At 71.0% G+C, this 19,474-nt stretch carries 19 protein-coding genes and 1 pseudogene; 7 read left to right on the top strand and 13 right to left on the bottom strand.

Annotation, left to right across the window (positions count from 1 at the left end; translation table 11 throughout):
* The 3 genes from AC0L5F_RS02900 to AC0L5F_RS02910 all read right to left on the bottom strand — a co-directional run bounded on the left by AC0L5F_RS02900 (position 1) and on the right by AC0L5F_RS02910 (position 5,856).
* Entirely contained in the window at positions 1-2,187 is a 2,187-nt protein-coding gene (locus tag AC0L5F_RS02900; protein WP_473315115.1) for an SCO7613 C-terminal domain-containing membrane protein, read from the bottom strand.
* A 421-nt stretch (positions 2,188-2,608) separates the two neighbouring features.
* The gene (locus AC0L5F_RS02905; protein ID WP_473315116.1) at positions 2,609-3,820 is read right to left on the bottom strand and encodes a class I SAM-dependent RNA methyltransferase; all 1,212 of its coding nucleotides are present in this window, start codon (positions 3,818-3,820) and stop codon (positions 2,609-2,611) included.
* Positions 3,821-3,852: 32 nt separating this feature from the next.
* The gene (locus tag AC0L5F_RS02910) at positions 3,853-5,856 is read right to left on the bottom strand and encodes an APC family permease (protein ID WP_473315117.1); all 2,004 of its coding nucleotides are present in this window, start codon (positions 5,854-5,856) and stop codon (positions 3,853-3,855) included.
* A gap of 70 nt (positions 5,857-5,926) precedes the next feature.
* Between AC0L5F_RS02910 and AC0L5F_RS02915 the strand changes: the two genes are divergently transcribed.
* Positions 5,927-6,574 (top strand): potassium channel family protein, encoded by a 648-nt coding sequence (locus tag AC0L5F_RS02915; protein ID WP_473316131.1) that lies wholly within the window; start codon positions 5,927-5,929, stop codon positions 6,572-6,574.
* Positions 6,574-7,230: pseudogene (locus AC0L5F_RS02920) on the top strand (potassium channel family protein); the annotation flags it as partial. The gene AC0L5F_RS02915 and the pseudogene AC0L5F_RS02920, both read left to right, overlap by 1 nt.
* A gap of 6 nt (positions 7,231-7,236) precedes the next feature.
* Here the strand turns inward: AC0L5F_RS02920 and AC0L5F_RS02925 are convergent.
* The 4 genes from AC0L5F_RS02925 to dut are packed head-to-tail and all read right to left on the bottom strand — an operon-like array spanning position 7,237 to position 9,471.
* Positions 7,237-7,926 (bottom strand): DUF3159 domain-containing protein, encoded by a 690-nt coding sequence (locus AC0L5F_RS02925; protein ID WP_473315118.1) that lies wholly within the window; start codon positions 7,924-7,926, stop codon positions 7,237-7,239.
* A 3-nt stretch (positions 7,927-7,929) separates the two neighbouring features.
* Complete coding sequence (locus AC0L5F_RS02930) at positions 7,930-8,286, bottom strand: single stranded DNA-binding domain-containing protein (RefSeq protein ID WP_473315119.1); 357 nt, start codon at positions 8,284-8,286, stop codon at positions 7,930-7,932.
* 9 nt (positions 8,287-8,295) lie between these two features.
* A complete protein-coding gene (locus AC0L5F_RS02935; protein WP_473315120.1) occupies positions 8,296-9,012 on the bottom strand; it encodes a DUF3710 domain-containing protein in 717 nt (238 codons plus the stop codon).
* 6 nt (positions 9,013-9,018) lie between these two features.
* On the bottom strand, positions 9,019-9,471 hold the full coding sequence (gene dut, locus AC0L5F_RS02940) for a dUTP diphosphatase (RefSeq protein WP_473315121.1): 453 nt from the start codon (positions 9,469-9,471) through the stop codon (positions 9,019-9,021).
* A gap of 67 nt (positions 9,472-9,538) precedes the next feature.
* Here dut and AC0L5F_RS02945 point away from each other — a divergent pair, with 67 nt between their 5' ends.
* Together AC0L5F_RS02945 and AC0L5F_RS02950 are read left to right on the top strand one after the other, a co-directional pair.
* Positions 9,539-10,021, top strand: coding sequence for a DUF3093 domain-containing protein (locus AC0L5F_RS02945; RefSeq protein WP_473315122.1), 483 nt, complete (start codon positions 9,539-9,541; stop codon positions 10,019-10,021).
* Positions 10,002-10,433 carry a DUF4235 domain-containing protein gene (locus AC0L5F_RS02950; protein WP_473315123.1) on the top strand — a complete coding sequence of 144 codons (432 nt, stop codon included), beginning with the start codon at positions 10,002-10,004 and terminating at the stop codon, positions 10,431-10,433. The genes AC0L5F_RS02945 and AC0L5F_RS02950 overlap by 20 nt, the downstream gene beginning before the upstream one ends.
* A gap of 12 nt (positions 10,434-10,445) precedes the next feature.
* Here AC0L5F_RS02950 and AC0L5F_RS02955 read toward each other — a convergent pair whose 3' ends face one another.
* The 3 genes from AC0L5F_RS02955 to AC0L5F_RS02965 form a co-directional block, all read right to left on the bottom strand.
* Complete coding sequence (locus AC0L5F_RS02955) at positions 10,446-10,742, bottom strand: DUF4193 domain-containing protein (RefSeq protein WP_473315124.1); 297 nt, start codon at positions 10,740-10,742, stop codon at positions 10,446-10,448.
* Positions 10,743-10,839: 97 nt separating this feature from the next.
* Positions 10,840-11,646 (bottom strand): inositol monophosphatase family protein, encoded by an 807-nt coding sequence (locus AC0L5F_RS02960; RefSeq protein WP_473315125.1) that lies wholly within the window; start codon positions 11,644-11,646, stop codon positions 10,840-10,842.
* Positions 11,643-12,689, bottom strand: coding sequence for a ferrochelatase (locus AC0L5F_RS02965; protein ID WP_473315126.1), 1,047 nt, complete (start codon positions 12,687-12,689; stop codon positions 11,643-11,645). Before AC0L5F_RS02965 ends, AC0L5F_RS02960 begins: the two co-directional genes overlap by 4 nt.
* Before the next feature lie 83 nt (positions 12,690-12,772).
* On the opposite strand from AC0L5F_RS02965, the gene AC0L5F_RS02970 reads away from it, so the two are divergent.
* Together AC0L5F_RS02970 and AC0L5F_RS02975 are read left to right on the top strand one after the other, a co-directional pair.
* Positions 12,773-13,768 carry a YeeE/YedE thiosulfate transporter family protein gene (locus AC0L5F_RS02970; RefSeq protein WP_473315127.1) on the top strand — a complete coding sequence of 332 codons (996 nt, stop codon included), beginning with the start codon at positions 12,773-12,775 and terminating at the stop codon, positions 13,766-13,768.
* Positions 13,769-14,010: 242 nt separating this feature from the next.
* Positions 14,011-15,132 carry an HNH endonuclease signature motif containing protein gene (locus AC0L5F_RS02975; RefSeq protein WP_473315128.1) on the top strand — a complete coding sequence of 374 codons (1,122 nt, stop codon included), beginning with the start codon at positions 14,011-14,013 and terminating at the stop codon, positions 15,130-15,132.
* Positions 15,133-15,164: 32 nt separating this feature from the next.
* Here AC0L5F_RS02975 and AC0L5F_RS02980 read toward each other — a convergent pair whose 3' ends face one another.
* Entirely contained in the window at positions 15,165-15,752 is a 588-nt protein-coding gene (locus AC0L5F_RS02980) for a hypothetical protein (protein WP_473315129.1), read from the bottom strand.
* Positions 15,753-15,828: 76 nt separating this feature from the next.
* On the opposite strand from AC0L5F_RS02980, the gene AC0L5F_RS02985 reads away from it, so the two are divergent.
* Complete coding sequence (locus AC0L5F_RS02985; RefSeq protein WP_473315130.1) at positions 15,829-16,683, top strand: patatin-like phospholipase family protein; 855 nt, start codon at positions 15,829-15,831, stop codon at positions 16,681-16,683.
* Here the strand turns inward: AC0L5F_RS02985 and AC0L5F_RS02990 are convergent.
* Both AC0L5F_RS02990 and AC0L5F_RS02995 read right to left on the bottom strand, forming a co-directional pair.
* A complete protein-coding gene (locus tag AC0L5F_RS02990; RefSeq protein ID WP_473315131.1) occupies positions 16,680-18,158 on the bottom strand; it encodes an MFS transporter in 1,479 nt (492 codons plus the stop codon). The genes AC0L5F_RS02985 and AC0L5F_RS02990 overlap by 4 nt on opposite strands.
* Positions 18,155-19,474 (bottom strand): M20/M25/M40 family metallo-hydrolase, encoded by a 1,320-nt coding sequence (locus AC0L5F_RS02995; RefSeq protein WP_473315132.1) that lies wholly within the window; start codon positions 19,472-19,474, stop codon positions 18,155-18,157. Before AC0L5F_RS02995 ends, AC0L5F_RS02990 begins: the two co-directional genes overlap by 4 nt.

Genomic DNA, 19,474 nt, shown 5'->3' on the forward strand with positions numbered 1-19,474 from the left:
TCAGGACATCTCCTTGACGAAGGCCAGGACGCGGCGACCGTCGCGGACCCGGTCCTCCCACGTGATGCCGAGCCCGACCAGGACCGCACTGACGACAGAGATGAGGACCACTCGCGGCGCGGCGTTGGCGTACGGGCCGATGTTGAACAGCACCACCAGCAGCGCCACACCCGCACCGAGCAGGAAGGGCGCCTGCATCGCGAGTCGCAGACCCACGGCGAGCACGACGACCGCCGCGAGGCCGAGCAGCAGGGCGCGCAGACCCGTGGGGTCGGCCAACGCCTGCGGCACGCTCGGGAACATCGCCAGCGCGAGTCCGGGTCCCAGCGCCATCCACGACGGCGTCTGCGGGCGGCGACGCGCCAGCACGACGCCTCCGGCGAGGGCAGCTGCGGCCGGCGGAAGCGTGTACGCCTCGACGAAGCTGAACCCGGTGTCGATCACCAGCAGCACGTACGAGACCACGAACGCTGCGACGGCCGGCCACGCGTACCACCGCCGGTCGGCCGCGATCATGGCCACGGCGGCGAGCGCGGTGCCGGCCAGCGCGAACCCGATCGCCGCGGCACCGGTCGAGTCGGGTGCGCAGGCGGCCACGGCGAGTGACGCCCCGGCGCCTGACTCGAGCCACGGCCGCACGACCTGTGGGGCCCGGACAGCCGCCACGAGCGCGCCGCCTGCGACCACGAGTGCGGTGAGTGCCGCAGCCGAGGTGGACCCTCCCCCGGCGTCGACCCCCACGGCGACGCCGGACACCACCAGAGGCACCGCCGCGACACCGACGCCGCGCCGCACCACCGGCAGTCCGTCGAGCAGGGCGATCGCGAGACACCCGAGGCCGAGAGCGATCCAGGTGGGTGCCATCACCCACGCCGCCGCCGTGGACGAGGCGAGCGCCGCGACGCCCGCAGCCGCCGAGACCCCGAACAGTCCAGAGGCATCCACACGCCGTGCCAGCAGACTCGCCGCGGCCGCGACGACCACCAGGACGGCGGCCAGGCCCCACCACGGCACGCCAGCGGCAGCGGACACGCCCGCGACAGCCACACCGGTGGTGGCGCCCAGTGCCACCGGGAGGTGAGGTCGCCACGACTCACCCGCCCAACGCCAGACGATCCACGTGACCAGCACGAGCACCGCGCCGCAGGCTGCCGAGACGAAGGGGGCGATCTCACGCGCAACGCTGTCGACGCGCGCCGCCGCCGCGAACCCGTGCACGTCGTCGAGCGCGTTGCCGCTGATCTCGAGCAGGGCGCCGACCCACCAGACGGCGAGGCCCACGAGCGTGGCCACCGGAAGCGCCGCCGACCAGCGGGCGCCCGCCGTCCACGGCCCACTCCCCCGGATGCCGGCCACCGAGAGCAGGGCGGCGAGCACGGCGACGGCGAGCAGCGTGCCGTTCGCGCCGCCGGCGTCTGCCGACGCGATCACCGGGAGCAGACCCAGGGCGGTGAGGCCGACGGCACACATCACGATGCGCAACACCGGCACGGTCCACGCCACCACGAGCGCCGCAAGGCCGACGACGAGCAGGGGCGCACCGTGCAGGTCTTCGGCGAGCTCGCCGAGCGACGGATGGTCCACCGCCTCGACGAACGCGAACACCGCCGCGACGGCGAACCAGAGGCCGACGATCACTCGCGCGCCCACCGCGATCAGCCCGGACCGGCTGAACCTGAGCAGCAGTCCGAGCAGGCCCGCGACCACCAGTCCGGCGAAGACGTGCCAGAACGCGCGCACATCGCCGAACGGACCGTCGTCGATCACGCTGACGCCCACCGAGCTGACCGCGATCGCGACCAGCGACCCGATGGCCGCACCGATGAGGTCGACCTTCACGTGGCCTCTCGCCCACACGACGACGGCTGCACCGCCGACAGCCAACGCTGCGCCGGCCACGGCGGCCGTCCACCCCCCGGGAGCACGATCCAGACCGAACAGCCCCTCCGACCGGGCTCCACCGACGTCGAGCGCCACGAGGGCCAGGGCCACGCTCCACAGCGCCTCGGCCGAGGACCGGAGCGGTCGACGGGTGACCCACACCGCGACTGCGATGACCGCTGCGGTGGCGGCGCCGAGGATCAGCGTCTTGCCGACCAGCCCGAGCGAGTCCCACGACCGGGACACGAAGATGATCGCAGCGGTGACCAGCCCGATGGCACCGAGTCCGAGCAGGACGGTGCCCACCGACCACGACCGCTCCCGCGGTGCAGTCGCGGCGGCCGGCCGGTCTGGATGGGGCTGGGCTGGATAGGACTGGGCTGGATAGGGCTGGGCCGGATAAGGGTGCGCCGGATAAGGCTGGGCCGGATAAGGCTGGGCCGGATGGGATCCTGCCGGAGGCGCTGCCTGCGCGGGTGGGGATGGCACAGGCGGGGGTTGGGCCGGCTGGCCTCCCGGTGCTGGTGGCGACACGGGGGGCGGCGCCTGCCGGGCGGCGTCGCGCCGAGCGACGGCCGACGCGAGGAGCTGGTCGGCCCGCAGGAGCGTCTGCCACAGCTCACGGACCTGCGGGTCCTGCAGGTCGAGGCCACATCGAGCGCAGCGCGGACCGGTGATCGGGGCCCGGCAGTCCGGGCACACCTGCGGATCGGCGAAACGCATGGCCTCACTCTGGCAGTTCGACGGCCTCCAGCACAGCGACACACTCGACGTGGTGGGTCATCGGGAAGAGGGCGAAGGCGCGCAGTCCGGCCAGTCGGTACCCGTGCTCGGCGAATCCGGCGAGGTCTCGCGCGAGTGCGGCCGGGTCGCACGCGACGTAGACGATGCGGCGTGGGCGCAGGGCCGCGATGCCGGCGACCGCCTTCTTGGCACCCGTCCGCGGCGGGTCCAGGACCACGACGTCGGCGTGCTCCCCGAGGCTGCCGGACCGCAGGGCCCGTTCGGTCGTGTCGGCGACCAGCTCGACGGTCGCGCGGTCGTGCAGGTTGCGTCGCGCGTCGGCATGGCCGGCCCGGTCGGCCTCGACGCTGAGCACGCGTCCGGTGTCGCCCGCCTCGTCGGCCAGGAAGGCGGTGAACAGGCCCACGCCCGCGTAGAGATCGAGGACGGTGTCGCCCGCACGCACGTCCGCCACGTCCGTGACGGCGTCGACCAGCGTGGTCGCGGCGGCCGGATGCACCTGCCAGAAGCCGCTCCCGGTCACCCGGAAGTCGGTGCCCGACACCTGCTCGACCAGGTGTGCCGAGCCCGCTCGGACCGCGCCGTCGTCGGCGACGACCCCGGCGACGTCGGCCTCGAGGGTGTCGCCGATCGAGGCGTCGGTGACGAGCAGGCGCTGACCGGTGGACGACACGATCGCCTCGACGCTGGGGCTGTCCCACGCCTGGGTGGTGACGTCGGGCAGGTCGGGGTGGGCGATCGGGCAGTGATCGACGGCGACGACGTCGTGCGAGCGGTGGCGCCGCAGCCCCGGGCGCCCCTTGGCCGTCACGGCCCACGCCATGCGGGTGCGCCAGCCGAGCGTCGGCGTGACGGACTCCACCTCGCCGTCCCACGTGATCCCGGCCAGGCGCTGCAGCTGCTCACGGACCACGTCGGTGAGCAGCTGGCGCTGCGTGTCGGGAGCGACGTGCTGGAAGTCGCAGCCCCCGCAGACGCCGGCCAGCGCGCAGGGCGGCTCGACACGGCCCGGGGCGGCTCGCAGCACCTCGACGGCGTCGGCCCGCTGGAAGCGCTTGTCGCGCTCGGTGATCCGGATCCGCACCTGCTCGCCGGGCAGCGTGTGCCGCACGAACACCACCTGTCCGTCGAGCCGCGCCACGCAGTGGCCGCCATGGGCCACCGGACCGACGTCGACGACGGGCAGGTCGGTCATGAGGCGTCCGTCGGGCAGGGAGTCACGTCGCCTCAACGGCCACGACGGACGTCGCCGGGGGCGGGCCGTTGGTCGCCGCGGAGGCGCTGCTTGGCCTCGGCTGCCGACACCAGCTGGTACGGCACGCTGGTGACGACGACCCCGGGCATGAACAGCAGGCGACCCTTGAGGCGCAGCGCCGTCTGGTTGTGCAGGATCTGCTCCCACCACCGGCCGACCACGTACTCGGGGATGTAGACCATCACGATGTCGCGCGGGCTGGCCTTGCGCAGCTCCTTGACGTAGCGGATCACCGGACGCACCAGCTCGCGGTACGGCGAGCTGACCACCTTCAGCGGCACCGGGATGTTCAGCGCGTCCCACTGCTCGGTCATCGCTCGGGTCTGGTCGGGGTCCAGCTCGACGGTCAGCGCCTCGAGGATGTTGGGCTTCGAGACGCGCGCGTAGGCGAGCGCCCGCATGGTGGGCTTGTGCACCTTCCCCACCAGCACGATGGCGTGCACCCGGCTGGGCAGCGTGACGTCGGAGTCGTCGATCGCCAGCTCGTCGGACACCCGGGCGTAGTGCCGTCCGATGGCCCGCATCAGCGTGAACACGCCGACCATGGCGACGATGGCGATCCACGCTCCGGCGAGGAACTTGGTGATCAGCACGATCACCAGGACGGTGGCCGTCATGGCCAGACCCACGGTGTTGACGACGCGCGAGCGTTGCATCCGGTGCCGCACCTCGGGATCGGTCTCTCCCTCGAGGTTGCGGTTCCAGTGCCGGATCATGCCCAGCTGGCTGAGCGTGAACGACACGAACACCCCGACGATGTACAGCTGGATCAGCCGCGTGACCTGCGCGTCGAAGGCCTGGATCAGCACGATCGCCGCGACGGCCAGCAAGATGATGCCGTTGCTGAAGGCGAGTCGGTCGCCACGGGTGTCGAGCTGGCGGGGCAGGAACCCGTCGCGGGCCAGGATCGACCCGAGCACCGGGAAGCCGTTGAAGGCGGTGTTCGCGGCGAGGATGAGGATGACACCGGTGGTCGCGATGGTGAAGTAGAACAGCGGCGTGAAGTCGCTGTAGAGGGTCTTGGCGAGCTGGCCGATGACGGTGTCCTGCTCGTACGAGGTGCCGACCGGCACCCCGTTGGCGTACAGCTGCGTGGCGGGGTCCTCCACGTACCGCAGGTGCATGAGGTCGGCCAGCACGATGATGCTCATCAGCATCGTGATCGACAGGGTCCCGAGCAGCGCCAGCGTGGTGGCGGCGTTCTTGCTCTTGGGCTTCTTGAAGGCCGGGACGCCGTTGCTGATCGCCTCGACGCCGGTGAGTGCCGCACACCCGGAGCTGAACGCGCGAGCCAGCAGGAACACCAGGGCGATGCCGGTCAGCCCGTTCTCCAGGTCCGTCTCGGGCTTGATGTCGAAGGCGGCGCTCGGCACGTCCGGGAGGTCGCCGAACAGGTAGCGGGCGTAGCCCCATGCGCCCATCAGCAGGATGCTGATCATGAACAGGTACGACGGCACCGCGAACGCGATGCCCGACTCCTTGGTGCCCCGCAGGTTGATCGCCATGAGGATCAGCACCAGGGCGCTGGCCGCCGTGGCCTCGTGCCCGTCCAGCCACGGGATGGCCGAGGTGGCGTTCTGCACGCCGGAGGACACCGACACCGCCACGGTGAGCACGTAGTCGACCAGCAGCGCGCTGCCGACGGTGACACCCGCGGTGGGTCCGAGGTTGACCGTGGCGACCTCGTAGTCGCCACCGCCGCTCGGGTAGGCGTGCACGTTCTGGCGGTACGACGCGATGACGATGGCGAGCACCAGCGTGACGGCGATACCGATCTTCCAGTTGAACGTGTAGGCGCTCAGCCCGCCGAGCGACAGGGTCAGGAAGATCTCGTCCGGCGCGTAGGCCACCGAGGACAGTGCGTCGCTGGCGAACACCGGCAGCGCGATGCGTTTGGGCAGCAGCGTCTCGCCCAGCTGCGTGCTGCGCAGCTTGCGCCCGACGATGGCGCGTTTGGCTGCCCCGGAGATTCCCACCCGGGAGATGCTAGACCCGCACGCGGTCGCGCGTGCGCCGGTGTAGCGTCGGTGCGTGCACATCGTGATCATGGGATGCGGCCGCGTGGGCTCCACACTGACTCGCAGCCTCGAGGACCGGGGGCACTCCACCGCGGTCATCGACTCCAATCCTGACGCCTTCCGCCGCCTCGGCCCCGGATTCGGTGGCATCACGGTCACCGGCATGGGGTTCGACCGCCACGTGCTCGAGCAGGCCGGCATCGAGCGCGCCGACGCCTTCGCCGCCGTGTCGAGCGGCGACAACTCCAACATCATCTCGGCGCGTGTGGCCCGCGAGCAGTTCAAGGTCGACAACGTGGTCGCGCGCATCTACGACCCGGGCCGTGCGGAGGTCTACGAACGACTCGGCGTGCCCACCGTCGCCACCGTGCCGTGGGCGGCCGACCAGGTGCTGCGTCGTCTCGTGCCTGCCGGGTCCGAGCCACTGTGGCGCGACCAGTCCGGTGAGGTCCGTCTCGACACCTCCTACGCGCCCTTCGCGTGGGTCGGCAAGCGCATCGACGCGTTCGAGTCGCAGACCGGCGCCCGCGTGGCGTACCTGACCCGCCTCGGCGCAGGGCTGATCCCCCAGCAGTCCACCGTCATCCAGGAGGGCGACTTCCTGAGCATCTTCATGCGTGAGGACTCCGCCGAGAAGATCCACGAGGTGCTCGAGAACGGACCGGAGGCCGACTGATGCGCGTCGTCATCGCAGGAGCCGGCGCCGTCGGCCGCTCGGTCGCCCAGGAGCTGATCGGCAACGGTCACCACGTGCTGCTCATCGACAAGTCGCCGGCCTCGATCCGCTCGGACCTCGTGCCCGACGCGCAGTGGCTGCTGGCCGACTCGTGCGAGCTGTCCTCCCTGGAGGAGGCGCAGCTGGAGTCGTGCGACGTCGTCATCTCCGCCACCGGCGACGACAAGGTCAACCTGGTCACCTCGCTGCTGGCCAAGACCGAGTTCGCGGTGCCGCGCACCGTGGGCCGGGTCAACCACCCGAGCAACGAGTGGCTGTTCAGCGAGTCGTGGGGCGTCGACGTCTCGGTCTCGACCCCGCGCCTGATGTCGGCCCTCGTCGAGGAGGCCGTCACGGTCGGCGACCTCGTGCGGTTGTTCACCTTCCGCCAGAGCAACGCCAACCTGGTCGAGCTGACGATGCCCGAGGACTCACCGTTCGTGGGTCGCCGGGTCAGCGAGGTGCCGTGGCCGCCGGACGCCGTGCTGGTGGCCATCCTGCGCGACAACTCGATCCAGACACCGGACCCGGATCGTTCGCTCGAGGCCGGCGACGAGCTGCTGATCGTCACGCCCGAGGACGTCGAGACTGACATCGCCCACACGCTGTCCCCCAAGGGCTGGCTACGGGGTCCCGGTCTCCGGCTCGGCCGGGATCGAGTTGCGGGTCAGCAGCCAGCCCATGAACGCCAGGGCTGCCACCTGCAGCGGCCAGCCCATGACGATCTTGGTGAGGCCGAGCAGTCCGATCTGGCTGTCCAGCCACAGGGGCAGCTGCACCGCGACCCGCAGGATGCACGGAGCCGCGAGCACCAGCGTGAGCCGCGAGCACAACTTCACGAGGGCGGGGTCGTCGTGCCACTCCGTCAGCTCTCCGGTGACGCTGCCGACCAGGAAGCCGACCACCGGCCAGCCGATCAGCACGGTGACCACCAGCACGATCGCGTACGCGCCGTTGTAGAGGAGGCCCGGCGTGAAGAACGCCCGCGCGGCGTTCTCGGGTGTGTCGCCGCTTCCGGCCGCGCGCAGGGCGAAGGCCGCAGCGATCCCGATGCCGAACAGCGCGTTGAGCGCGAACTGCACGGTGGACCGCTGCGCGAGACGCACCACGACGGCCAGGACCGCGAGGCCCAGCCCGAGGATCAACGCCAGCCGCAGGTCGTCGGTGAGGACGAAGGTCGCGGTGAACACGATCGTCGGCACCGCTCCCTCGACGATGCCGCGCTTGCCACCGAGAGCCTTGGCCAGCTGGGTGCGGACGACCTCCTCGACGGTGCTGCGAGGGTCGGACGACTGCGCGTCGTTCGGAGGCATGTCCTAGGAGGGGTCGAGCTCGTAGCGGGGATTGTAGATGATGCGCTCGCCGCCCCGTCGGCCGATGCGACCGTGGGCCGTCAGACGACCGCCGGCCCGCACGCCCTCGATCCGGCGTCGGCCGAGCCACACCAGCGTGACGGCAGCCGAGCCGTCGTAGATCTCGGCCTCCAGGGCGGGGACGCCGTCGACGGGACGCAGCGTGACCGAGCGCAGCTCGCCGTGGATCGTGACGACCGAGCGGTTGTTGCACGCCGAGATCAGGCCGCAGCCGGCCTTGGCCGAGTCCTGCTGGAGCTCGTCTGCGTCGCGCTGGTCGGACGTACGACGATCCAGCGCCCGACTGATGAGACCTGCCATGTCTTCAGGCTACTCCGCGCTCGAGGCGGCTTCGGGATCAGCATCGGGATCGACGACCACCGCGTTCTCGGGCAACGACAGCAGCAGCGGCTCGCGCGATGCCATCGCGTCGGCGCCGCGGTGGACGATGACCTCGCGGAAGGCGCGGAACAGCAGGCTGTCGTCGGTGGGCTCCAGCCCGGCCTGGCCCAGGAACGTGCCGCGCAGCATCCACCGGGGTCCCTCGACCACCACGATGCGGCTGGGCTGGAACGCGGCCTCGCCCTGCTCGGTGGTGACCGGGATGCGCAGGTGCAGCTCGGGGCCGAACACGCCGTCCGGGGTCTCGTAGGTGCCCTGCAGCCGCTCGACCTCCGCGATCAGCTCCTCCCTGACCTCGTCCCACAGGCCGCCGGAGCGCGAGGAGGCGAACGCCCGGAGCTCGAGCGCGGAGTCCTCGGTGACCAGCACCGCCGACGCGACGTCGTCGGAGCCGGGATCGGCCTGCATCCGGATCTCGAATCCGACGCGTCCGCGGATCTTGAGGGCGCCGAAGTCGACCCAGGGCGACTCCTCGCCGTCGATCGACTTCTCGCTGGAGTCGAACGGGCCGTCGGCGCGGACGCCCCGAGGGGGCTCCGGGGTGGACTCCGGCTGGGACGCCTCGACGGCAGCGTCAGGTCGGGGGGCGTCGGCTTGGGGGTCGTCGGGCTGGGGCTTGTTGTTCTTGCGTCGCAGGATGGCCATGGTTCCTCAGCTCGTGGATGTCGTGGTGGTGCCAGTGGAGCCGTACCCGCCGTCGCCGCGAGCAGACGTGGGCAGCGAGTCGGCCTCGACGAAGTCGACGACCTCGACGCGCTGCACCACCAGCTGGGCGATGCGATCGCCACGCGTGATGGTGACGGGTTCGGTGGGGTCGTGGTTGATCAGGAGCACCTTGATCTCGCCACGGTAACCCGCATCGATGGTGCCCGGCGTGTTGACGATCGACAGACCGTGCCGCAGCGCGAGGCCCGACCGGGGGTGGACGAACGCCGCCAGGCCGTCGGGAAGCGCCATGGCGATGCCGGTGGGCACGAGCACGCGTTCGCCGGGGGCGATCGTCGTGTCGATGGTGCTGACCAGGTCGGCACCGGCGTCGCCCGGATGTGCGTACCGCGGCAGCGGCACCTCGGGATCGAGCCGCGTGACGGTCACCTCAGGCATGGGGCGACACTACCGGCCGGGCAGCACCGAAGGAGCGATCGGCCACCCGATGAGGCAGGGTGGGACCGTGCCGAACCACGACGAACGTCTGACCGCTCCACCCGCGTGGTGGGCCGCTGCCGCTGCGTTCGCCGCCACGTGCGGATGGATCGTGCTCGTGGTGGGCAGCACGTCCGCCGCACTCGTCACCGGGCTGCTGGCTGCCGCCCTCGGGTTCACGCTGGTGGCACGCTACGGATCGCTGGCGGTGTCGGCCGGGCCCGGCGGCCTGCGAGCCGGTTCGGCGCACCTGCCGCCGGAGTTCCTCGGGGTGGCCGAACCACTGAACCGGGCGGAGTACCGCGCGCGCCTGGGCGTCGACGCCGACGTCCGCGCCCACCTGGTCACCCGCCCCTACCTCGATCGCGGCGTGCTCGTGCCGGTGGACGACCCCGCCGACCCCACGCCCTACTGGCTGATCTCGAGTCGTCGTCCCGACGCGCTCGCGGCGGCCGTGAACGCTCATCGCCCCACGCACGAAGGGAACACCCGTGGCCACGAAGAAGTCTAGGAAGAACGCGAAGAAGGCCCGGAAGTCAGGCCTGTCCACCGCGGACTCCCCCGCACCCCCGAAGTCGGTGGGCAGCAAGGGCAGCTGGAAGATGCTCGACCGTGGGTCCAGCATCGTCAGCGGACTGCTGGCGCAGCGCGTGGCGACCTTCGCGTGGCGAGGCTTCACCGGTCGCAAGCCACCGGTCAACAACCGTCACCCCGAGGTCAGCACGGCGGAGGCCGTGGCGTGGGCCGCCGTCGGCGGCGCCGTCGTCGAGCTGGTCAAGGTCGCGGTGCGCCGTGGGGCGACCACCTACTGGGTCCGCTCGACCGGCCACCTGCCACCGGGCATGTCGTCGATCAAGACCGACGACACCGCTCTGCAGGAGGCCGCGGCCGAGGGCCGCAAGAAGCGTCGCCGGAAGAGCTGACGCCAGAGGTGCTCAGTCGCAGTCGCGACAGATGAGCACGCCCTTCTTCTCCGAGGCCAGCTGGCTGCGGTGGTGCACCAGGAAGCACGACGAGCAGGTGAACTCGTCGCTCTGCTTGGGCACGACCTGGACGGCCAGCTCCTCGTGGGAGAGGTCGGCGCCGGGCAGCTCGAAGGACTCGGCCGCTTCGGTCTCGTCCTCGTCGACCTTGCCCGAGTTCTTCTCGTGACGACGCGCCTTCAGCTCCTCGAGGCTGTCCTCGGACTGGTCCTCGTCGGTCTTGCGTGGGGCGTCGTAATCGGTTGCCATCAACCCTCCAGGTCTGCGTCCTCGTCGGCGCGATTGTGCCACACGGGATCCGGGGGCCCTCTACGCGCCCGCGCCGGCCGCCATGTGGTGCGCTCGGTCAGAAGTCACAAGCACGGACGAGCGCGAAATATTCCTCGGACATCGACGGGTGTGTGGCCATGACCATCCGCAGGTCCGGTGGGCCGTCCAGGCCGGCCAGCACCAGCCCCGCCTCGGACGCCACGAGCCCGCCTGCCGCGAGGTCCCAGGGGTGCAGACCCTCCTCGACGTAGGCGTCGTAGCGCCCCTCGGCCAGCCAGCACAGGTCGAGCGCGGCCGAGCCGATGCGACGGATGTCACGTACCTGCGGCAGGAATCGAGCCATCGCGGCGGCCTGCTTGGTGCGGATGTCCGGGCGGTAGTTGAAACCGGTGGCGACGAGCGCGTGGGCGAGTCCCTGCGGGCGCGGGGCGGTGAGCATCGTGCGGTCCTGGCCGTCATAGCGCCAGGCGCCCTCGCCGCGCACGGCCCCGTAGCTCTCCCCCGTCGGCACGGACACGACGAAGCCGACCTGCACCTCACCCTCGACGCGCGTGGCGATCGAGACGGCGTACGCGCCGATGCCGTAGACGAAGTTGACGGTGCCGTCGATCGGATCGACGACCCAGTCGACCCCGGACGTGCCGACGAGGTCGTCACCCTCCTCGCCCACGAATCCGTCGTCCGGTCGCGCCGCGAGGATCTGGGCACGGATCAGGTCCTCGGTCGCCCGATCGATCTCGGTGACGACGTCGGTGGGGCTGGACTTGGTGGCTGCCACGTCGACGCGGCCCGCCGGGCGCGAGCTGCGCACGAAGGCCGCTGCCTCCAGCCCGATGTCACGGGCCAGGTCAAGCAGTGCAGCAGGGGTCGTCGCGACGCTCACGCGTTGCCGATGGTCGGCAGCGGCACCCGGGAGTTGGGGCAGCAGTCGAGCGGGCAGCGGTCGTGGGACGGCCCGAAGTCGCCCAGGGCGATCCGGTCGGGCGACTCACCGCGCTCGGCGGCGGATCGCTCGAGCAGCAGGTCGACCACCATGGCGACGAACGCCGGGTGAGCGCCCGGAGTGTCCACGCGGTCGAAGGTCAGCCCGAGTCGCTCGGCGGTGGCCGACGCCTCGGTGTCGAGGTCGTAGATGACCTCCATGTGGTCGGAGATGAACCCGATCGGCACGACGACGACCGACTCGACACCCTGCTCGGACAACAGCTCGAGGTGATCGTTGATGTCCGGCTCGAGCCACGGCACGTGCGGCGAGCCCGACCGCGAGCAGTACGCCAGCGAGTACGCCTCGGCGCCTGCGCCGTCCGCGACCAGCGCAGCGACGCTCTGGTGCTGACGCTCGTACGCGCGCTGGTCGGGTCCGCCGCTGCCGTCGTTCATGGCGGTGGGGATCGAGTGCGTGACGAACACGACGTGGGTGCCGTCGGGTGCTGCGTCGAGCGCCTCGCGGGTCGCCTCGACGAACGGACCGACGAAGCCGGGGTGGTTGAAGTAGTGCCGCAGCCGGTCGAGCTCGATGCTGAGACCGGTGGAGGCGTCGTAGAGGTCCTCGCGGTACTGCCGGCAGCCCGAGTACGACGAGTAGGCGCTGGTCAGGAAGCACGCGGCACGGTGCACGCCGTCGGCGGCCATCTGGCGGGCGGCGTCGCGCAGGTACGGGTCCCAGTTGCGGTTGCCCCAGTAGACCGGCAGGTCGATGCCGCGGTCGACCAGCTCCTTGCGGATGGCGTCGAGCAGCTCGCGGTTGAGGTCGTTGATCGGTGACTTGCCGCCGAACAGGTGGTAGTGCTCGCCCACCTCGGCCAGGCGCTCGCGCGGGATGCCGCGACCGGCCGTGACGTTCTCGAGGAAGGGGATCACGTCGTCGGGATGCTCGGGTCCGCCGAAGGAGACCAGCAGGAGCGCATCGTACGGGCGGACGTCCATGGCTCAAGTCTGGCACGAGCGACGCCGCAGTTCTCGCGAAGGACCGTCGCGCGCGGGCGCCCCGCACCTGTCAGGATCGACGGATGCTGTTGATGGTGGTGACCGGAGTCCTGGCAGGCGGTGCGCTCGGCTACGTGCTGCAGCGGTCCGGCCTGTGCTTCCACTCCATGTTCGCCACGGCGTGGACCGGTTCGACCCGACTGCTGCGCGGGTGGCTGCTCGGGGTGGCCATCGCCGCCGTGGGCCTGTCCCTGGTCTACGCCTCCGGAGCGTTCGACCAGCTCAACGAGGGACTGGCATTCAGACCGGTGCGCAACGTCGTGGGCGGGCTGCTGATCGGCGCCGGCATGGCGATCGGCCGCACGTGCGCGTCCGGGCTGTTCTACAAGCTGGGCGCCGGCATGCTCGGGGCGGTCGTGGGCATCGCCGGATGGATAGCCGGCGAGCTGGTCGCCACCCGCATCGACGTGCCGGGGCCGACGGTTCTCGGCGGCGGCACCGACGGCACGATCACTGGCGTGCTGGGTGTGCCCCGACTGCTCGGTGCCGTCGTGCTGCTGGTCGTGGTGCTCGGCGCATGCCGCGTGCTGGTGCGCCGTGAGGGCCGCGGATCGGCCCGGGGCGCCTTCGACGACTCGCAACCGACGAACACCTGGGGCTGGCGGCTGACCGGGGCGGCACTCGGCGTGGTCGTGGTGCTCGGATGGATTCTGGCGGGCCTGGGCGACGCCTCCTTCGGACCCAGCACGGTCGGAGCCTCGGCGAGCGTGGAGGCCGGCAGCCCGATGTGGTGGCTGATCGCATTCCTCCTCGGACTGGTCCCCGGGGCGCACGTGGCTGCCCGACAGACCGGCGACTGGCGCCCGCGTGGTGAGACCCGGGTGCGGTACGGCCAGCTGGCCGTCGGAGGATTCCTGCTCGGTGCAGGTGGCTGGATCGCCGGCGGCTGCAACCTCGGCCACGGGCTGTCGGGCACGGCCCAGCTCAACGTCGCCTCATGGGTGGCCGTGGCAGCCATGGCCGTCGGCGTCGGCCTGACCCGCCGCCTCCTGGACCGCTCCCCCCGCCAGCCCGCCTAGCGACCCCGTTCGCCAGGGAGGCCGCCCGCGGCCGACCGTGCCTCACGTTCGCCAGGGAGCGGAGCGACCGTGCCCTTCGCCTCGCTCACGGTCGAATCCTGTTCGCCAAGGAGGCCGCCTGCGGCCGACTGTGAGCGTAGCGAGGCGAACTACACCGACCAGCCCGACTCGACCCCCGCAAATCCTTGATCTAGCAGTGGAAAACACTGTCCATCGAACACCCGTTCGACTACAATGGACCCATGGCCACTCACCCCGACCCCGGACAGGCGATCCTCGACCGGATCACCACCCTGGAGGTCGAACGCGCCCGGGTCGAGGCCCGCATCGCCGCCGAGATGGTCACGTTCAAGCAGCTCCGCACCCGTGAGGCCCAGCACGCGCGCAACGCCGAGATCTGTGACCTGGAGATCGGATACGCCGACGACGAGCTCGCATCGGTGATGCGCATGCCGGTGCGGTCAATCCAGTGCCGCCTCGCCGAGTACCGTCGCGTCGCTTCGGACCTGCCCGACACGTGGGACGCCTTCGTTGCTGGTCGGATCGATTCATACCGGGTGGGGCTGATCGCCTCAGCGCTGTTGCGGCTGCCTGACGACAACCACGTCCGGATCCACCTCGACTACGAGCTCGTCCGGTACGCCCCCACCCACACCGGCAGCCAGTTGAAGGCGAAGCTGCGCCGGTTCGTCGCCACCTACGGCGACCCGATCACCACAGCACAGTCCGAGCGTGAGCAGCGGCGGGTGGTCGTCGAGCACGGCGAAGCCGGCATGTCCTGGCTCCACGCGTTCTTGCCCACCGACACCATCATCGCGCTGGACCACGAGCTCACCCGCCGCGCCAAGAACCTGCCCTCAGGTGACCGTTCCTTCGACCAGAAACGCGCCGACGAGCTCGTCGCGTGGCTGTTCGACGACACCGGTCACGGGACAGTGAGCCGCAAGGCCGTCATCGGCATCACCATCCCCGTCACGTCGCTGGCCGGATACACGAACGAACCCGGCGAGTCCTTCGACGGCGACTACGCCCTCCCCGCCGACATGGTGCGTGATCTGGCCCAACAACCCGGCACCCTGTTCCACCGCATCATCACCACCCCGTTGGGCCGGATCCTCGACATCACCGAACTCGGCTACGTCCCATCCCCAACCCTCAGAACAGCGATCGAAATCAGAGACGGCACCTGCCAAGTCGCCCACTGCACCAAGCCCGCCACCCAATCAGACCTCGACCACCACATCCCCCACCCCCGCGGACCCACCAACGCAACAAACCTCCGAGCCCTCTGTCGCCGACACCACCGACAAAAGACACACCTGACCGTCGACCCCGCCGGCGACCTCATCATCCACGCCGCATAAGACCCCCGGCCCTCCACACGACGACGCACGCATCACGGCGTGGTGCTGCCCCCGCCATCCAGTCCGAGCACGTCGCGCGCGTCCGCCGTCAGGGCGCCACCGGCCTCGCCGCGAGCCACCTCCGTCAGGAATCCTCGTTTGCGAGCGCGGGAGACCCGGTTGGTCCAGGTACCGGCGCTGCCGCCGAACCGCTCGGCGAGGGACTTCGAGGGCGAACGGACGCCGGACTCGACGAGCGCCACGTACTCCAGCGCCAGCGTCGCCAGGGCCACGTCACTGCTGCCGAAAGCGCCACCCTGGTCGGCCAGCACCGCCTCGAGTCCAGGCCGCGTGCCCGGACCCTCACCGGCAGCGTCCTTCGTGGCCAGCCGCCGCGCCTCGGCGAGCATCGATCCCAGCGGCAGCTCTCGCACGTCGTTCCCGGTGATGCTCGATCCGTCATCCAGGAGGCGCAGCGTCACCTCCCGCACGTTCCACTGCCGGTGGCTCCCCCGTCGGTGCAACCGAAATCCCACGCCCCAGTCGTCCGCCAGACGCAGCGCGACCAGACGATCCCCCGCGGCGTCCACGCGCACGGCGTGCGGCTCCAGCAGCTCGTCCAGCAGCGTGTCGAGGTCCATCGAGGCTCCCGTGGTGGTAGTCCCGCGACGGTAACACCATCGCGCCGCGGGTGCAGGCGAGTGCCACAGTGGACCCATGACGACACGAGGACTGGTCCTGGGCGGCGGCGGCATCACCGGAATCGCCTGGGAGACCGGTCTGCTGTGGGGACTGGCCAAGGAGGGGGTCGACCTCACCACGGCCGACCGGATCATCGGCACGTCGGCCGGCTCGGTCGTCGGCGCCCAGGTCACCAGCGACATCGGTCTCGAGGAGCTGTTCCGTCGCCAGCTGATGCCCCCCATGGACGACGCGCCGCTCGCCTCGATCGGCGCCGGCGTCGTCGGTCGGTTCGCGATCTCCCTGCTCCGGTCCCGTGGTGACATCACGCGGTTCGGACGCCTGCTCGGGGCCGCATCCGTCAAGGCCGCGGCCCGGGGCAGGACCCCGACCGTGGAGGAGCGCTACGCCCAGGTCGACCAGCGCATCGGCGGCCTCACCTGGCCCGACCACGACCTCGTCGTCACCGCGGTCGACGTCGCCACCGGTGAGCTGGTGGCCTTCGGGCCACGCGGCGAGCACGCCGACGTCCCGCTGGTGGACGCCGTCAACGCCAGCTGCGCGGTGCCGCTGGTGTACCCGCCCATCCCGATCGGCACCAGCACCTACATCGACGGCGGCGCACGATCCGGCTCCAACGCCGACCTGATGGCCGGCATCGACACCGTCGTCGCGATCACCCCCATGGATCGCGGGGTCGGACCCATGCGCAGCGCCTCGCAGCAGCTCGAGGAGCTCGGCGTGAAGCATCTGGTGATCTCGCCCGACGACACGTCGAGGAACGCGATCGGCAAGAACGTGCTGGACCCGGCCGCCCGTCCCCCGTCGGCCAAGGCCGGCTTCGCCCAGGCGGCTGCCGAGATCGACCGCATCCGCGACCTCTGGGGCTAGTCGGTCGCGGGCTGGCTGACCTCGGCCGGCTGGTCCGAGAAGGCGTGCCTCGGCGCAGCCAGCAGCGCCAGGGCGGCGAGGAAGGCGGCACCCGAGCAGACCGCCCAGACCACGAGGTAGCCCGACAACGGGGCTTCGGGAGCGGCCTCGCCGAGCTTGTCGATCGATCCGGTCGACGCCAGGGCGATGGCGAAGATCGATGACGCGATGGCACCGCCGATCACCTTGGTGCCGTTGGTCATGCCGGTCGCGATGCCGGTGCGCTCCGGCGGAGCAGCAGCCGCCGCCGCAGCGGGCAGCGAGGCCACCAGCGCACCGGAACCGATGCCGGCGATCGCCATGTTCAGCAGTGCCTGCCCGGTCGAGTCGTGGAACGGGAGCCACAGCGCGTACCCGATGCCCACCAGCGCGCAGGCCGCCACCAACGTGTTGCGCACGCCGAGCAGCCGGGTGGTGAGCGGCAGGGTGAACGCGCCGATCGCCAGCGTGATGACGTACACGCCGATCAGGGTCGACACGAAGGCCGAGTCCGCCCCGAGCCCGTAACCGCGCACGTCCGGATCGGCCTGGGCGAACGTCGAGAGCGGGATCTGCCCGCCCAGCACCGGGATGCCGAACAGGAACGCGGTCAGCTGGATCGGCCACTGCTTCGGGCCAGCCAGCAGGTCGACGTCGACGATCGGTTCGGGGTGCGCCCGCTCGTACCTCACGAACGGCACCAGCGCCGCGATGCCGAGCACCACCAGGCCCCAGGCGCGGAGGCTGCCCGCGCCGTCGAGGCGGATGAAGACCAGCCCGGCCATCACCAGTCCGAGCGCCAGCGTGATCAGGCCGAGCCCGCCCCAGTCGATGCCACCGGTGGACTCCCCCGGCGCGTCCTCGATGCCCGCCCACACCAGGAAGAACACCGCGCTGACCACGATGGCCGGGCCAGCCAGGATCAGGTTCATGCCCAGGGTGTCGACCAGCAGACCGCTGGTCAGGGCACCGATGATGACCGACAGCTCCAGCGCGCCCACCAGCACGGCCGCACCGCGTCGCGTGAGGAGCGCCTGGCGTCCGGTGTCGCGGGTGCGGCGGTGGATGATCGCGATCTCCAGGGGCAGCCAGATGATCGACGCGCCCTGCAGTGCCCAACCGACGAGGAACGTGCTGAACGACGGAGCCACCACCGTGATCCACGACCCGACCGCCGTGACACCGAGCGCGATCATCAGCACCTTCTTGTGGCCGATCAGGTCGCCGAGCCTGGCCAGCAACGGGATCGCCAACGCCGAGACGATCAGCTGGGCCGCCTCGAACCAGTTGATGTCGCCCTCGGGGATGCTCAGGTGGTCGGCGATCTGCGGATAGATCGGCGTGTAGTAGCCCTGCAGCACGCCGCTCGCCACCTCGACGGCCACCAGGAAGCCGACGATCGCGGCCAGCCCCTGCGCCGGGCTGAGAGGCGGCGTGGTCCGGGACGTGCTGCTCATGCGGGGAGCCTCTCGATCAGTCGGCGGTACCAGCGGACACCGTCGAGGAACGCGTCGACGTGCAGGTGCTCGTCGTAGGAGTGGATGGACTCGCGCTGCGCCTTGGTCATCCGGAACGGCGCGAAGCGGTAGACGCGCTCGCTGATGGCGCAGAAGAACCGCGAGTCGGTGGCGGCCATCATCACGTAGGGCGACGGGACGGCGTCCGGGAACACCTCGGAGATCGTCGCCTCGACCAGCTCGAAGGCGTCGTCCATCGGCGAGATCGGGCTGGGCTCGTTGCGCTCGACGACGTCGATGTGGACCTCGTCGTCGGCCACGACCTTGCGCACGTGCTCGAGCACGTCGGCCACGGTGTCGCCGACCATGATCCGGATGTTCACGCCGGCTGTCGCGGTCGCGGCGATGACGTTGAGCGCCGGCGCACCGGACAGCGTCGTCATCGCGAACGTCGTGCGCGTCATCGCCGCCGACTCGGGTCCGGCGGCGACCAGCGCGCGGGTGACCACCGGCTTCAACCGGTCGGTCTGGGCCAGCAGGGTCCGCAGCGGCTGCTTGGCGTGCGGCGCCATGCGGCGCAGCAGCTCGGCGGTCGGCGAGGGAATGCTCGACGACATCGAGGACCTGTCGATGCGCGTGATGGCCCGGGCGATGCGCGCGGTCGGCCCCATGCGTGCCGGCGTCGAGGCGTGGCCACCCCGTCCCTCGGCCCGCAGCTCCAACGACGTGACGCCCTTCTCGGTCAGCCCGATCACGCCGATCGGAGCCGCCACACCGGGGAACGCCTCGCTGGCCACCGCGCCGCCCTCGTCGAGGACGAACCACGGCGTCACGCCGCGACCACGCAGCTCCTCGACGGCCAGCTGCGCGGCGGTGCCCGAGACCTCCTCGTTGCACCCGAACGACAACCACACGTCCTGTGCCGGGGTGAATCCGTTCTCGAGCAGCGTCTCGACCGACGCACAGATGCCGACCACGCAGCCCTTGTCGTCGAGCGTCCCCCGCCCCCAGATGACACCGTCGACCACGTCGCCGCCGAAGGCCGGGTGCTGCCAGTCGCCCTCGACCGGCACCACGTCGAGGTGGGCCATCAGCACGACCGGCCTGGCGTCGCTCTCCCCCGGCCAGCGGAACAGCAGCCCGTGGGTGTCGACCCGCGTCAGCTCGAGCTGCGCGTGCAGCAGCGGGAACCGGCTCTGCAGCTCCACCAGCAGCGCGTCGAAGGCGGCGGTGTCTACCCGCGACGGATCGCGGTCGCTCACCGTGGGGATGCGCACCAGCGCCTGCAACGCGGCGATGACCTCGGCGTCCTGCAT

The organism is Aeromicrobium sp. 10G20-16, from assembly GCF_055809665.1.